General features: G+C 36.3%; 14 protein-coding genes, 1 riboswitch and 1 other annotated feature. Of the genes, 8 read left to right on the top strand and 6 right to left on the bottom strand.

All coding sequences use genetic code 11. The features are described from left to right. Positions 1–105: 105 nt before the first annotated feature. A complete protein-coding gene (locus tag AC5LWL_RS03040) occupies positions 106–264 on the bottom strand; it encodes a hypothetical protein (RefSeq protein ID WP_493432947.1) in 159 nt (52 codons plus the stop codon). Between the two features lie 202 nt (positions 265–466). Here AC5LWL_RS03040 and AC5LWL_RS03035 point away from each other — a divergent pair, with 202 nt between their 5' ends. Both AC5LWL_RS03035 and AC5LWL_RS03030 read left to right on the top strand, forming a co-directional pair. After that, positions 467–676: a helix-turn-helix transcriptional regulator gene (locus AC5LWL_RS03035; protein WP_493432946.1), complete on the top strand. Its 210-nt coding sequence runs from the start codon at positions 467–469 to the stop codon at positions 674–676. Next, complete coding sequence (locus tag AC5LWL_RS03030) at positions 673–1152, top strand: hypothetical protein (protein ID WP_493432945.1); 480 nt, start codon at positions 673–675, stop codon at positions 1150–1152. Before AC5LWL_RS03035 ends, AC5LWL_RS03030 begins: the two co-directional genes overlap by 4 nt. A gap of 457 nt (positions 1153–1609) precedes the next feature. On the opposite strand, the gene AC5LWL_RS03025 is transcribed toward AC5LWL_RS03030, so the two are convergent. Next, positions 1610–2374 carry a tyrosine-protein phosphatase gene (locus AC5LWL_RS03025; RefSeq protein WP_493432944.1) on the bottom strand — a complete coding sequence of 255 codons (765 nt, stop codon included), beginning with the start codon at positions 2372–2374 and terminating at the stop codon, positions 1610–1612. Positions 2375–2480: 106 nt separating this feature from the next. Further along, the gene (locus tag AC5LWL_RS03020) at positions 2481–2642 is read right to left on the bottom strand and encodes a hypothetical protein (protein WP_493432943.1); all 162 of its coding nucleotides are present in this window, start codon (positions 2640–2642) and stop codon (positions 2481–2483) included. Positions 2643–2709: 67 nt separating this feature from the next. Between AC5LWL_RS03020 and AC5LWL_RS03015 the strand changes: the two genes are divergently transcribed. The 5 genes from AC5LWL_RS03015 to AC5LWL_RS02995 all read left to right on the top strand — a co-directional run bounded on the left by AC5LWL_RS03015 (position 2710) and on the right by AC5LWL_RS02995 (position 10165). Continuing rightward, entirely contained in the window at positions 2710–2970 is a 261-nt protein-coding gene (locus tag AC5LWL_RS03015; protein WP_493432942.1) for a hypothetical protein, read from the top strand. A 203-nt stretch (positions 2971–3173) separates the two neighbouring features. Further along, positions 3174–3521, top strand: a complete 348-nt coding sequence (locus tag AC5LWL_RS03010) for a hypothetical protein (protein WP_493432941.1) — start codon at positions 3174–3176, stop codon at positions 3519–3521. Positions 3522–4349: 828 nt separating this feature from the next. Next, positions 4350–4433: riboswitch (cyclic di-GMP riboswitch) on the top strand. 32 nt (positions 4434–4465) lie between these two features. Further along, positions 4466–4603: an anti-repressor SinI family protein gene (locus AC5LWL_RS03005; protein ID WP_493432940.1), complete on the top strand. Its 138-nt coding sequence runs from the start codon at positions 4466–4468 to the stop codon at positions 4601–4603. Between the two features lie 896 nt (positions 4604–5499). Beyond that, positions 5500–7179, top strand: coding sequence for a methyl-accepting chemotaxis protein (locus AC5LWL_RS03000; RefSeq protein WP_493432939.1), 1680 nt, complete (start codon positions 5500–5502; stop codon positions 7177–7179). 1290 nt (positions 7180–8469) lie between these two features. Beyond that, positions 8470–8719 (top strand) — a binding site (T-box leader). 87 nt (positions 8720–8806) lie between these two features. Then, a complete protein-coding gene (locus tag AC5LWL_RS02995) occupies positions 8807–10165 on the top strand; it encodes an amino acid permease (protein WP_493432938.1) in 1359 nt (452 codons plus the stop codon). A 340-nt stretch (positions 10166–10505) separates the two neighbouring features. Here the strand turns inward: AC5LWL_RS02995 and AC5LWL_RS02990 are convergent, their stop codons facing one another. From AC5LWL_RS02990 to AC5LWL_RS02980, 3 genes are all read right to left on the bottom strand, one after another. Then, positions 10506–11645 carry an anti-sigma factor gene (locus AC5LWL_RS02990; protein WP_493432937.1) on the bottom strand — a complete coding sequence of 380 codons (1140 nt, stop codon included), beginning with the start codon at positions 11643–11645 and terminating at the stop codon, positions 10506–10508. Continuing rightward, a complete protein-coding gene (locus AC5LWL_RS02985) occupies positions 11638–12135 on the bottom strand; it encodes a sigma-70 family RNA polymerase sigma factor (protein ID WP_493432936.1) in 498 nt (165 codons plus the stop codon). The genes AC5LWL_RS02990 and AC5LWL_RS02985 overlap by 8 nt, the downstream gene beginning before the upstream one ends. Positions 12136–12528: 393 nt before the next feature. Next, entirely contained in the window at positions 12529–13284 is a 756-nt protein-coding gene (locus AC5LWL_RS02980) for a tyrosine-protein phosphatase (RefSeq protein ID WP_493432935.1), read from the bottom strand. Between the two features lie 291 nt (positions 13285–13575). Here AC5LWL_RS02980 and AC5LWL_RS02975 point away from each other — a divergent pair, with 291 nt between their 5' ends. Next, positions 13576–14208, top strand: a complete 633-nt coding sequence (locus tag AC5LWL_RS02975; protein ID WP_493432934.1) for a LysE family translocator — start codon at positions 13576–13578, stop codon at positions 14206–14208. The last annotated feature ends 212 nt before the right edge of the window (positions 14209–14420 follow it).

The raw sequence follows: 14420 nt of genomic DNA, 5'->3' as shown, positions 1-14420 counted from the left end.
TTATTCCTTTTCCCTTTTTCCTTAGTATAACACGTGCTGTCTCTTTTTCCTTTACATTTGGATTTACAGTGACAAATAAAGACTCGGTCACAGTGACTAGAAAGGTCATACAGAATGAATCACCTTTCTCTCTCTCATTTTCTTCCAATTGATTACTGGTTCATCCAGCGATTTGCTTAGGGACATTGCTGCTGCGTCTCGCACGAACCATTTACGTGCTAAGATAACTTGCTTTCTTATTTCTACTGATGTTTGACTTTTCATTTCATTTTGTTCAAACGGCACTCTTTACAAGCAGATAGTGAGATCAAATCGATCACGAATTGGTTCAGAAAGGCGATTTCGCATTCGCGGTCATGCTCTAGAATTCGAACATATAAAAAACTTAACAATTGGTAAAGTATAGTTGACAAAATGTTAAATAAACTATACATTATTAATATCAAATAAATAAAAAGGAGCCGCTATGAACGTTCATAATAAGGTAAAAGAGCTTCGGGCACGCTACGGCTATTCCCAGGAAAAATTAGCTACTGCGATTGGCGTTACGCGGCAAACAGTGGCAGCTATTGAAAAAGGTGATTATAGCCCCTCCCTTTTGTTAGGGTTGAAAATTTGCAAAGAATTCGATTTGCATATGGAAGAAGTATTCTGGATAGGAGTGGATGAAAAATGAATCAAAAATTAAGATTAGCCATCAATTTATACCTCGTTTTAATCAGTTATTTTTTATGTGTTGCTGGATATAAAATTTATGAAGGGGTTGCTCAAATGAAGAAAGGAGGGCAAATGGAGTTTGTGATGCAATTACCAGCAATCCCCTCAATTATAACAATCGTTGGTCTTGTTCTGATGCCATTGATTTACGTGCTATATTGTAAAAAAAGAGGCATGAAAGTATTTTCCAACAAGGCATTGTTCTACCCAATCGAATTCGATGAACAAGATGAACGGGAAAAAATGATTAATGCCAAAGCATGCCGTGCCTCCTATATTGCTGTTCAATATTCCATTGCAATTGGAGCAGTGCTTCTAATCCTGTTGTACCCATTTATAAAAGAGCAATTTACTACTTTTCCCCTTTTGGTATTATTTCTTATTTTATTTATCCAGCATATGGTTCACTTCTTAACCTTTCAGAAGCATGCCTAATAAGAGAAGCGCAAGCGCCCTTGTATAGCTCTGAAGTAAAATGTTCACTTGACTTTTTTCACAATTGGGGAGGTTTAAACATAGGGGGAGAAAGCGAATTTTGTCGAAAAATCGATAAACTGGGAAAAAAAGAAGATAAATCGAAAAAAAAAGAAGATAAACCCTAAAAAATAAGCGAATAATAATTGGTAGCCTTTTCATTTTATCTTCTATACTTTTGGAAAAAACGATGTGAGGCTTACAATTCCATGTTGTATATATGCACTAAACTATTCATGTCCTTCACAAGGCCTGCCTCCTTCTAGGGGGAACTTTATCCTACCATGCAGTGAGGTCACGCTAGAAGCTCTTTAGAACACCCAGCATAGCCAGGGGTTTTCTAAACCACTTAATAACCATAAATCCTCCTGAATTTATCAGGAGGATTAAATGGGAAATACAGCACAGAATCTTTTTTCTAAAATATCCCCAAAAATTTCTTTCTTCTAATTGGTTCTGGGATTTCTTTATAGATATTTTTATCTTCTATAAGCAGTTCGGCATTCTCTGTAAATAAGTAGACATAATCGGTACCAAATTTTGATTCTATTTCATCGAATGCCTCATTCATTTTAAAGGTCCGGCTTGTAATATTATGGGCATCTGATGCGATAAAATGGGTTAAGTTTGACTCTATTAGCTGTTCGGAAAATTGCTTTACCTTTTTGCCAAAATAGCCGCACACACTTGCTGCTGTTACTTGTGTTAACGTTCCATTTTTCACAAGTTTGTACATTAATTCTGGTTTTTCTTGCAGTTCTTTATTACGTTCTGGATGGACGATAATTGGAATAATGCCTTGTGTTTGGATATCGTATAACAATCTTTCTGCATATCTCGGTACAGACGAGGATGGAAACTCAATAAAAAGGTACTTTGTATGATTTAGCGTCAGTATTTCCCCTTTTTCATAGTCTTCCAATACTTCTCCAAAAATGCGCACTTCTTGCCCTGGCAGAATCGTAATCGGCAATTTTTCTTGTACAAGCACCTTATTTAAGTCCTCTACATTTTGCAAAATATCTGCTTTTTTATTAGTAAACTGATTGTTCCGATGATGAGGTGTCGCGATAATCGTTTTGATGCCTTCCCCCGCTGCAACCTTCGCCATCTCTAAACTATCCTCCATTGTTTTTGCGCCATCATCAATTCCGGGCAATATATGACAATGAATATCAATCATTATAAAAACCCCTCCCTCATAACTACTAGTCTATTATCTGCTCTCTTTATTTACATACTTAAAATTATTCCATAAAATAGATTGCCATTCTTCTAACCTTACTGTATCAATTTTTCCCTCCTATTAAAAGTTCTATTTGATGCTGGAAGAAATTCCTTCGAAGCATGGAATCATCACCCTGCTTTTCCCCATGTATCTTCTCAACTTCTTTCAAATGACCTGCATCAGCTTTTTTTATCATTGACCAATTGACCAAAGTTCGCTTCATCTCTAACCTCTTTCCTCTTAATCATTCAAGAAAAATATATGGTTCGCTACCAATGGCAGAAGGTATAGTGATAGACTCGGATGCTATTGCTACCGCTATCGAAACCATTGAAGGTAATGTATCAGATGTTGTAGAAATATCAGTAAAAGTGGACAAAACAGAGACTGTTGTAGTAACTCAAATAGACTCAGAAGAACCATCAGCTGATGATGCTCTTTCAATTAACAATGAGACAAACGAGATGTCTTTCGACTTTTCTAGAGAGGATGAAAATGGTGAATTATTTCAACAAACGTATAAAGTATTACTTAACAGCGTATTAGAGTAGAGGAAGACTTTAATGCTACACTTATTAATGGAGATTCAACTGAATTACAAGCATCTATTGTTCCAGTCGTAGCTGTTTTTAGTAGGTTTCATAGTAAGAGAAAATTAAAAAATAAAGAAGGTCACAACTTTGTAATCCATTTTGTATATAACAAAAAGTTTGACGATTTTAAGTTTAAATAATAGATACAAGGAGTTTTAATTATGCATAAAGAAATTGAAAATATTTTGGAGAACTGGGTTGAAAAAATAAATGAAGATGCATTTTATCTGGCCCACTCTTTTGATAGATTAATAGATGAAAAAAGCAGCATTCTAGCATTTGAGTATATCCCTCATATGCTAGATGCCATACTTGAAACAAATGATGATTTTATCGCTTCTCAATTAATTTTTTACACAAACTGTATGTATGGAAAAGCGAATACAACAGAGCTTCATCCTGCTTTCGTTTCAAAACTAGAAAAATTAGAAAACCATATTCACCATATAGATGGTAATAATTCTAAACGCGAATATGGAGAAATGAAAAGAGATTTACGCATGACATAAACGTTTTGGCACTATCTTCTGGATAGTGTTATTTATCTAGATTGTGAAAAGAGATATCTAGGGAGTGATAAAAAGAAAAGAATTTTGCAAAACCCCCAGCATTTTTGAGAAGATTTTAGAAATTCCTTAGAACACATGCAGGAGATCCTATCACTCAACATAAAATAAAACACCCCACCGATAGCTCATTCCCCTTATTAAATCATGAAGGAGCGAATACCTGCGTGAAAGACGAGAAAAAATAGAAATATAGCAACGAAACCGTTCAATCACAGAAAGGAAAATGATGCAAACTGCGGACCATTTGAGAGAATCCTTTTTCAAGGTAGACACCCATGCAAACAAATTTGTTCCATGACACATGAAAAGAAGTGAAACTCTTAAATTTATAAGCAGAGAGCAGTCAGAATATACGAAGACTCCCGTGGGAATGCGAGAAAGGCGAGACCCCGCAGCGCAGCGAGGAGGCTCGGCGCTCGCCCACAGGAAAGCGAAGTATATTCTGACTGCGGACTATTCAAGAGAGCCAAAGCCTCTTTTCAGAGTAGACAGCCATTCACCCCATTTTGCACCATGGCACATGAAAGTGAAACTCTTAAATTTATAAGGAGGGAGCAGCAGGAATAGCGGGACAGACGAGACCCCTCAGTGAAACGAGGAGGCTCGACGCCCGCCCCATGGAAAGCGAAGTGTATTCCACCTGCGGAACCCTTTTTCAAGGTAGCCTAAATGAAAACAGAATCTCATTCCCCCCCTATTTTGTCGGAAAAAGTCAGATAAATTTTATTTATTATTATCCTAAATTAACGTATATTTAAAATACATTATTACAGTAAAAGGCAAACTCCTCGAAAGAGTAGGACGCAAAGCAACAGATCTAAGGTTCCTAACTAAGATGGCTGTGCTGCCTGAAATATTAAATTATTTTAGGGAGGTTTTACAAAATGTTGCATCTTTTTGTCCATGAAAGCGATTTAGACAAAGAATGGGTCGAATTGATTCAAGAAGCACTCACAATCGGCATACCTATGGATGTAATCAGAGACTACCTCCAAGATCCTCTTAGGTGTAGATGTGAATAAATATCCCCCTATTTAAGGACAGCAGTACGTCCTTACTTTTTTATGTAAATAGAACCAGTTCCAATATTCTTTTCTAAGCGAAAATCTGTAAACATGGATGCTATTCTCTACCTATTTTGCCCTCTGCATATTCCTTCATCTATCCTCTTTCCCTCTTTCCAATAATCTGCTAAGTTATTAAAAGAAGCTGCCTTTTTCGTTCTATCTTCTATGTAACGCTCCCCTAAATTAGGCATCTAAATTATAGATATCAAAACAAAGAAAGGAGAGCCATCATTGTTTTTTAAATCAAACAAAAATATAGACAAAACAAGTGTTAATATCGCTTTTTATTGTGCCTTTTTCTATTGGTCAGGATTTCTCCTCATCAATAGCTTTCTTGAATTATGGAATAAGGAGATCGAGATAGATTCTCTTTCTTTATTGTTGTCGGGATTATTCGTTTTTTTCCTAAGCGAAATAATAGCCAAATATATCCGCAAGAAGAGACGATAATGGGGACCATAGGCAATGTCGGCAACTAAGTATCATGATGACTTGTTTGGAAGGGCGTCTGCTCGACTTCTATGGGAATTGCGAGACAGGTGAGACTCATGGAAAGCGAGCGGAAAGCCTAGCGCATACCCTCGTTTTATTTCCAATATATTAGATGACATTGAGACCATAGTAGGTCTTTTTTTTTATTAAGAGTGGGACTATAAACGATTCTTCTTTTTTAATTGTGACAATTATGTATATATTACTAGGAAAACGAGCAATTTTCTTCCCTTTCTTTTCTTTAAGTGAGAAAATCACAAATGGTGGTTTGATATAGCCTTTATATAAGGAACCGGTTTTTACTAATAAATAGAAGAAACACGAAATAAGAAAATCTATAAAGGAGAATATATAAAAAAATGAGTATAAAACAAAAATTTTATCTTGGATTCGGATTCATTTTATTATTTATCTTGACGATTGCGGTTGTTGGATATGTCGGTAATGAACGAGCGGATCAAAAATTAGATAAAATCATGGATGATGACTATGCATTAATTCGATTGGCTTCTGAAATGGAAGAAAATGTTGCTGATCGTGTTATTTTGGCACGGGGATATGTATTATATGGGGATGTTACCTATAAAGAACGATTTTTAGCGGAAACAGAAAAAGCAGCTGCTCTACAAAAAAAGCTTGAGCCGTTAATCAAAGACAAGGATGCATTTAATGATGCCGTTGCAAAAAGCTTAAAATGGGAAAATTTAATCGTAAAACAAGTGATTCCTGCTTATGATGAAGGCGGGTTTGATGCGGCCATTCCATTAATGGAAGAGTTCTGTCAAATCTGGTCTACAGATGCAAAGGATGCTTGGAGTACTATTCAAGTAGATGCAGATGCACAATTAATGAAGACAAGTGATTCTATCCTTGCTGATAATCAAGTACAAAAGAAATGGTTTGTGAGCATTGCGATGATTACTACCCTAGTGGCAATTGCTGTAGCTGCCTGGATGTCAAGGTCGATTATTTGGCCAATTGAAGCGGTAGTGAAGCGATTATCTCGAATTGCAACTAATGATTTATCAGGTGCTCCCCTTTCTTTTAAAAGGAAGGATGAATTTCAAGTATTGGCAAATGCAGTCAACCATATGGTCGGCAACTTACGAGAAATGATTGCTAGCATAAGGGAGATGGAAAAAGAGCTTTCTGCTACTTCTTCCGTATTAATAGACAATCAAGATGGTCTAGAGGATATAGCGAAAGGCACTCAAATCGCCGTGGCTGATGTATCTAAGGGATCGACTATACAAATGGAAAGTGCAACAGAAACGGCTAAAGCAATGGATGTTGTTTCCAGAAGAATGGAAGAAATTGCTCAATCTTCTGCTAGCATGTCTACTTATTCCTTGCGAGTAACCGAGTTTGCTTCAGAAGGAAATGACATTATTCAAGAAACGATTCGCGAGCTAAAAGAATTGGACCAAACAGTGGATAAATCATCTAACCTTATGAAGCGACTAGGTGACGAAACGGAGCAAATCGGGAAAATTTCGTCTCTTATTAATGATATTGCCGAGCAAACAAACTTACTCGCATTAAATGCAGCTATTGAAGCAGCACGTGCAGGCGAGCATGGGAAAGGCTTTTCCGTTGTAGCAAATGAAGTAAGAAAACTGGCGGAGCGTTCCAAACAATCTGCTGGGGAAATTGTTGCACTGATTAGTGCTATTAAAGAGGATACAGATACAGCCATTACAACAACTGTAAAAAGCAAAGAAGAAATGGCAGTTAGTTTACATGCCGCAAATAATGCCGGTCTGGCTTTTAAAAATATTCAATCTGCCATTCAAAATATCACTGCCCAAATTCAAGAGGTTTCGTCCTCATCAGAGGATGTTTCTGCAAGCGTGGAGGAAACGACTGCTTCGATTGAACAATTGGCAAGCATCGCCCAAGAAAATGTCACAGCAATTGACCTTGTATCCACAAGCACAACAAGTCAACAGCAAGCAATGGAAAAAGTTGGACTCACCATTGACGATTTAAATAAAATGTCACGAGAATTGAAACAAATTATGGAGAAATTTCAGGTTTAAGGAGTAGAGAAAAGGTCTCTGCTCTTTACTAAAGTACCTGTCCCCGGCCTGGCAAAATGAGGGGCAGGTATTTTTTTGCCGAGGGGCATGCGGGTTTTGTCGGATTCTGCAGAAAAGCAACAATATGAGTGAAAACTGAAACAAAACATGCAAAAAATGAAACAATAACGGCTAAAACTGAAACAATAATGAGTAAAATTGAAACAATGATCGCATGAATGGGTTTAATTGCATGAGTGATTACGGTTTCAACCCAAATATTCTATTTAAAATCGCAACGAGTTGGGATAATTTTTTTAGGCAGTACTTAAACTATTCTTTTTTATCACTTTTCAAGATGCCTAACGCTAATAATGCCCGTATATCCCCGCGGAGCCTGTGCATACTGGAACAGAAATCAACTTCCGGCGCCTATTTCATTTAGTTTTATTACGTTGTTTCATAAAAATCATTAGTAAAATTATTAACAAAATTAAATTCATGATTAGTAATGAATTTAATGCAGATGATTGCAACGGGTTAACATAAGAGTACACACTATTCACTATACATACTATTCCAATTAAAACCAATAAGTATCTCAATACCTTCATTACCATCACTTCTTTCCATACTGAGGGCTAACCCAAAATTTTTTCGAAATGGGGCTAAAATTAGAATTCTAATTTTAGCCCCATTTCTCTCTGCATTATTATAGGATAAATTTAATTGCTATCGCACAACTGCAATAGTAGCTCCTCCAGGAAGAAGTAGTTCTTGGGATTTCTGGTATGTCAACCAGTCCCTTCACCAAGATGACATCTCTGTTAGATAAAAAAAGACCATTGACTCCACGTGACTGCCTCTGACCCAAAAAAGCCCTTATAGAAGGACTCCTTAAATTTTATCTTTTATCTTTTCTTTTTTTTTGATTTACTATCAAATAAACCCATTGCAACAGCTACCGCAATAGCTATAGGAAACCATGCTGCGAAACTCATCACTTCCACCGCCTTTTCTATCCTTAGTACCTTATACGTATCTAAACAAGGAAGGTTTCAGAAATTAAGAAAGTCTTCTGTTTCCTATGTAGCATATAATCAACCTAGAGTCGGAGCAGAACCCAAACAAAGAAGGCAAAGCGCCGGCTCAGCATAGATGGTATTAATTGGTATTTTATTAAAAAGCTAGAAAGAAAAGGGTTGATTCTCTGCTTGCTAGTCATTGACAAACTTAAATTAATTGATAAAATATATACACAATTAATATATGCATAACGAAGATTTGTTTAAAACATTTTCGAATATAAGAACAAAAGCTATGATAAGAAATAGTAGCAATCACGCAAACAAAAAGAAAGTTACCGGTTGATGAGAGGTGCATGTTGAACGATTGTAAATTCATCTTGGAGCTGTGTACTGAAAGGTCCCTTAGTAGGCTACACCGGCTTAGCACCCGTAATCATGTGCTAAAGTATCGTCAGAAGACTGTACTTACAAAGATAAGTAATACGAGTTGCTTATGAATTAAAGGTGGTAACACGAGTTGAATCGTCCTTTTGGTTAATCCAAAAGGACGATTTTTTTTTATCTTTTGTTTCTTATAAAACTTGCAATATTAAAAATAAAAATTTAAGGAGGAATAATGATTGAATAAAGATACGCAACACAAGAAACTTCAACGGGATTTAAACAATAGACATATCCAGTTAATTGCACTCGGGGGTGCAATTGGAGTTGGATTGTTCTATGGCTCAAGTGCGACCATTCAAATGGCTGGTCCAGCAATTTTGTTATCCTATTTAGTCGGAGGATTAGTTATTTTTACTATTATGAGAGCACTTGGAGAAATGGCAGTGGAGGAACCTGTTTCTGGTTCTTTTAGTTCATATGCACACCGATATTTAGGGCCGTTTGCAGGTTATTTAACTGGTTGGACCTATTGGTTTATGTGGGTTGTCGTTGGGATGGCCGAAATAACGGTGGTTGGTGTTTATGTGAATTACTGGTTTCCTGATATTCCACATTGGTTAACAGCACTGGCTGTCCTTATCGTAATTACCATGATAAACCTTGCTAATGTAAAAGCATTTGGAGAGTTTGAATTCTGGTTTGCATTGATTAAAGTTGTAGCCATAATTGGAATGATTGTCCTTGGATTAGGAATTATCTTCTTTGGAATCGGGAACGGAGGCGATCCAATCGGTTTTGACAATCTTTGGATCCATGGAGGATTCATGCCAAACGGAATCAGCGGTATAATTATGTCATTGGTCCTCGTGATGTTTTCATTTGGTGGGGTAGAATTAGTTGGAATTACAGCAGGAGAAGCAAAAAATCCTCAAAAATCGATTTCATTAGCTATCAACAATGTCATCTGGCGGATCTTAATTTTTTATATTGGTGCATTAGGAGTCATGATGATTTTATATCCTTGGAATAAGGTAGGCATGAATGGTAGCCCGTTTGTGTTGATTTTTGATAAAGTTGGAATTCCAGGTGCTGCGCATATAATTAACTTTGTTGTCATAACAGCAGCATTATCTGCTTTTAATAGTGGGTTATTCGCTTCGGGAAGAATGCTATACAATTTATCACTGCAAAATAACGCTCCGAAATTTTTCTCAAAACTTAGCAAGAGTGGCAGTCCGAGACGAGGAATCCTTTTCTCTTCATTGTTTTTGTTAGCCGCAGTAGTTTTGAATTATTTTGTTCCAGAAAAAGTGTTTCTGTATATTTCTTCTGTTGCCACGGTTGCCGTTATAACGAGCTGGACGATTATTCTGATTACACAATTAAAGTTCAGACAATCAAAAACAAAAAAAGAAACAGAAAAACTAGTATTTATTATGCCCTTATATCCAGTTTCTACTTATTTTGCATTAGCATTTTTAGCGCTTGTCATTATCTTAATGGGATTTATTAAAGATATGCGAATCGCATTAGTTGTAGCACCTATATGGTTTTTGATTCTATATATAGGATATAAAATCAAAAAAAGGGATTAATAGGGGACCATTGTAGAATCGAATGGCCATTTTTGGGAAAAGAAGTCCGTTTTTCAAAATGGACTTCTTTTTAAAAGGTAAGATTAAAAAATGAAACAATATTGACTGAAATTGAAACAATCCTTATAAAAATTGAAACAATACTCACTGAAATTGAAACAATACTGACCAAAATTGAAACAAGGGCTGCATAAATGTGCTCAGCTATCTATTTGATAACGATTTCATGGATAAAAATAGTACCAACTCTAGGGAATGCTGCTGTTATTACTAATCCATTAAACCTCAAAACGAAGGAGAAGCCTCCTTTCCATTGACTGCTTCTCCCTTTTTTTGTATCTCATCGATCCCAATTCCATAAATCCACTTCATCTATCGCGATATCTCTTGCCCATTTTTCTTTTTGTAATTTCAGCACTTCTTTTGTTGGCCCCGTAATGACGACACCGTAATGCTGGAAGCCATTTTTTTCTAAATACTTAATACGTTGTGAAAGTTCTAAGTTGCCAAAGTATAATTTATTGGCTTTTCCTTCGTATTTTTCCAAAAAGGTTAGTGTTTTCATAAATTGCTGATGAAGGATTTGCGGATCTCCTTCTTCATAATCAGGGGAAGAATAGGATTCTGATATCGTGCCGCTTCCGAATTTCCCCTTTTCCTCTACTCTTGAATCTAAAATCATATCATCCTCGAACCAGATAGGAGAGCCTGGAAAACCAATAGGATCAGTGAAATTCTCTTCTTTTCCTTCTTTCCCAGTATCGACAGCAAGCCAAATAAGCTCCATGTTTTTCCCTTCAAATTGTTTCAATACCTCTTTTGTATCCATCAGCTTGGAAAAAGATAGATACGCAGAGACGACCGTTTCTTCTGGTAATTTCTCTAATCGTTCCCACCCTTGTGGATTTTCATCTCCAACACCTGGGTAGGAGAAAGAAGGAACATTTTGTGAAACCGTTCCATAATCTGTTTTTACTGGATTTCCCATAAGTGCGAATAGAAATTTTGTTTTTATTTCTCCGACTTTTTTCATGTTGGATCCTACTTGTTTATTTAAATCTCTTGTCGCTTCCATTCCAAAATAAGCAGTTGTGTTTGATCCTCCTCCACCATATTGGCCATAAGGGTCAGTCACTGTTAACGTATAGTCAATTATATTTCGATATACTTCGGAACGATCCGGATTTCCCCAAGCGTAAAAAACATTGGTGATAATAGACGAAACGATGGTAAATACGATAAATATCCCAAAAACTGAAAAAGCCGTTAACCATCTAGCCTTCCATTTGCTGTATTTCATTATTTTCTTTTGCTTCTTTTCTGAAAGACTCGGTTTTTTTGATACTTCTGTTATCGGCTCCTCCATCACTTCTAAATACTGCTCTAGTTTTTCTAAATCCTTTTCTATTTCCTCTGCCTCTTTTGCAGGAAGTTCTCCCTTTTCATACGCCTCTAGTTTTCTTTTAAACTCGTCACTCATGTTGACTCTCCCTTCTCTGTCTAATCGCCTGTCTGCCTCGAAACAATAGCACCTTAAAATACGACTGCTTTACGTTCATGACTTTTGCTGCTTCACTTGTCGTCAAACCGTGAAAATCAGATAAAAGCACCGCTATTTTGTGTTTTTCCGGCAAATCTTTTAAACTAGCTATAATTTCTTCTACTTCTTCTCGAACTAAAATTTCCTCCACAACTGATTTTTTCTTATCCACATACCCAGTGAAAAAATCTTGTTCTTGTATCACCGTTTTTTTATGTTTTCGATAATGATCAATGAATGCATTGTAAGCTACAGTAAACAACCATGTTTTCACATTTTCGCCCCGATAGCTTTCTAAAAAAAGGTGGGCACGGAAAAAGGTTTCTTGCACAAGATCCTCGGCAGTATGATGATTATGGCAGAGTGAAAGAAGAAAATAATAAACATCTTGAAAATATGAATTATAAATAGCATCAATATTATCTTTCATCTTTTCCCCCTCTTGTTAATAACACGGATGAGTTTGGAAAAGGTTACAGGGAAGGAGAAGATTTTTTTCGGGGGATCTGGAGATAGTTCTTGAACTTCCGATACTAATCATGCACCCATTCTGAGTTGACGAACCCAAAGGAAGATCGCCATTTATGTGGCGATCTTCCTTTGGGTATCAGAGTTCTTAGCGATGAAAAAACAATTACACTTCCCTTGGATAACCCCCCTCTTTCTCTCGCTTCTGAACCAAATCAAAGGTTGCTGAAAACCGCCCCTCTACTCCCTTCGACAAATTCCGGGGCGTCACTGTGACAGAACGTACTTTATAAAGAACAATCCACCAAAAAAAAAGTTGCAAAATCTAGATGAATCATCTCTGCTAATGCTCCGGTTAAAATAATGAAAAAAGGCTGCGCTTATTCGGTTTGACCGGCTGTTCTGCGAAGATTCTTTTGTTCTCTATGATTGCTTCTGCGTTTTCCATGTATGCAAAAACCTGGTCGGTGCCGTAATGTTTTTTTATGTAGCTGTATGCTTTTTCCAACCATAAGCCTTCTTCGCTTTGTGCACTGCTGGCAATAAAATGAGTTAATTGGCTTTTTATCCATTGTTCGGTTATTTTTTGAACTCTCCAGCCGTTTTTGCCGATAATGCTTGCCGCAGATATTTGCGTTAATACTCCGGATCTGACTAAATGATATAACTCCATTGGATTTTTTATAAAATTAGGATGGAGCTCTGGATTTGATAAAATTACTTGATATCCAAGAATATGCAATTCAAAAATAGTTTCTGTAAAATAATGATGGGATATTTCTTCTGATGGCATATTAATAAGTAAATAAGGGCTTTCTTTGTTGAGAGGAATAAATTTCTTTTCTTTCACTTGGCGGAAAAATGAATGGCTAAATGTTGCTTCTGCACCTGGAAGAACTTTAATATCGATTCCTTCTTCCTCTAATCGCTCATTCAGTTCCTTCACCTGGCATAACACTTCTTCTTTAGCATCGTATATAGTCAATTCTGATGTTGCAATAATAGATCGAACTCCTTGTTTCATAGCCTTTTTTGCCATAGAAATGCTGCGTTTATACTGGTCATCACTATAGGCACTGTTGGGTAATATATGACAACTTATATCTATCACTACAAAACACCCTCTCAATCATTATTTTTCCGAATGAACTGTTCGTTTTATAGAATGCTACTATGTCCATTATAACAACAGTTGAAACTAGAATACATAGGATAGTTTGTCGAAAAATTTATTTTTATCAAAATATTCAAAACATATATATCTGTAGAAAAGGATACAACTTCCAAACTATATAAAAGAATAGTTCTTATCAATTATCAAGAACATAGCAAAAATGTTGACTTTTTCCATTTATCGTATAAAAAAAATTTCTTTACATAATTATTAGGAAGAAGGTTTCAAATGGCAATATTTTTTACATACGTACTGCTTGATTTTTCAATCGCTCTGCCTGTAGGGACTATTACTGTAGAAATGACAAAACAAGGATTAAAGAATGGTTTTTTACACGGATGGATTGTTGGCCTTGGTGGAATGACCGTTGATCTTTTATTAATTATTAGCTTGTATTTGGGATTGGCCTCTGTTTTATCCTTACCTGTTGTACAAGTGGTTATGTGGCTAGTTGGGGCAATTTTTTTATGCTATGTTGGCTACGACAGCATCAAGAATGCCGATCATGACATTACACTTGCAGGAGAAAAAACAAAAAAATCCCTTTTCACCTCTTATAAAAATGGACTACTTGTAGCTGTTTCGCCAGGAAATTTAGTATTTTGGGTTAGTGTATTCGGTACCGTATTGGCTGATTCCTTCGATCAGTTTAATCCTAGCAGCTTTCTTATTATTGGATTAGGCATTTTGATTGGTATTCTCCTTCATGATTTAGGTTTGATGACGATTGTATCCATGACTCGTAAAGCAATGAATCGAACTGCCATTAAATTGGTAACTGTTAGTGCCGGTGTTGTTTTAATTGGTTTTGGAGCATATTTTCTGTATGAATTCGCCATCAGTGTTCAAAAATTATTTTAATAGTTTAATAGAAATTTGAACACCACCAAAAAAAGCAAGACGCCTACTCTCGCATCTTGCTTTTGGACCAAAATTAGGGGGATTCCTTTGGTTTGTTCTATAATCCTTGCTTCAGGACAAAAAATTACGAAGAATCACTCTGGTTTGTCCGATAACCCTTGCTTCAGGACCATAATTTACGAAGAATCACTCTGGTTTGTCCGATAACTCTT

The organism is Niallia sp. WK069_GA_01 (assembly GCF_983173855.1).
The sequence above is the reverse complement of the archived record's forward strand: the minus strand, read 5'-3'. Positions and strand labels throughout refer to the sequence as shown.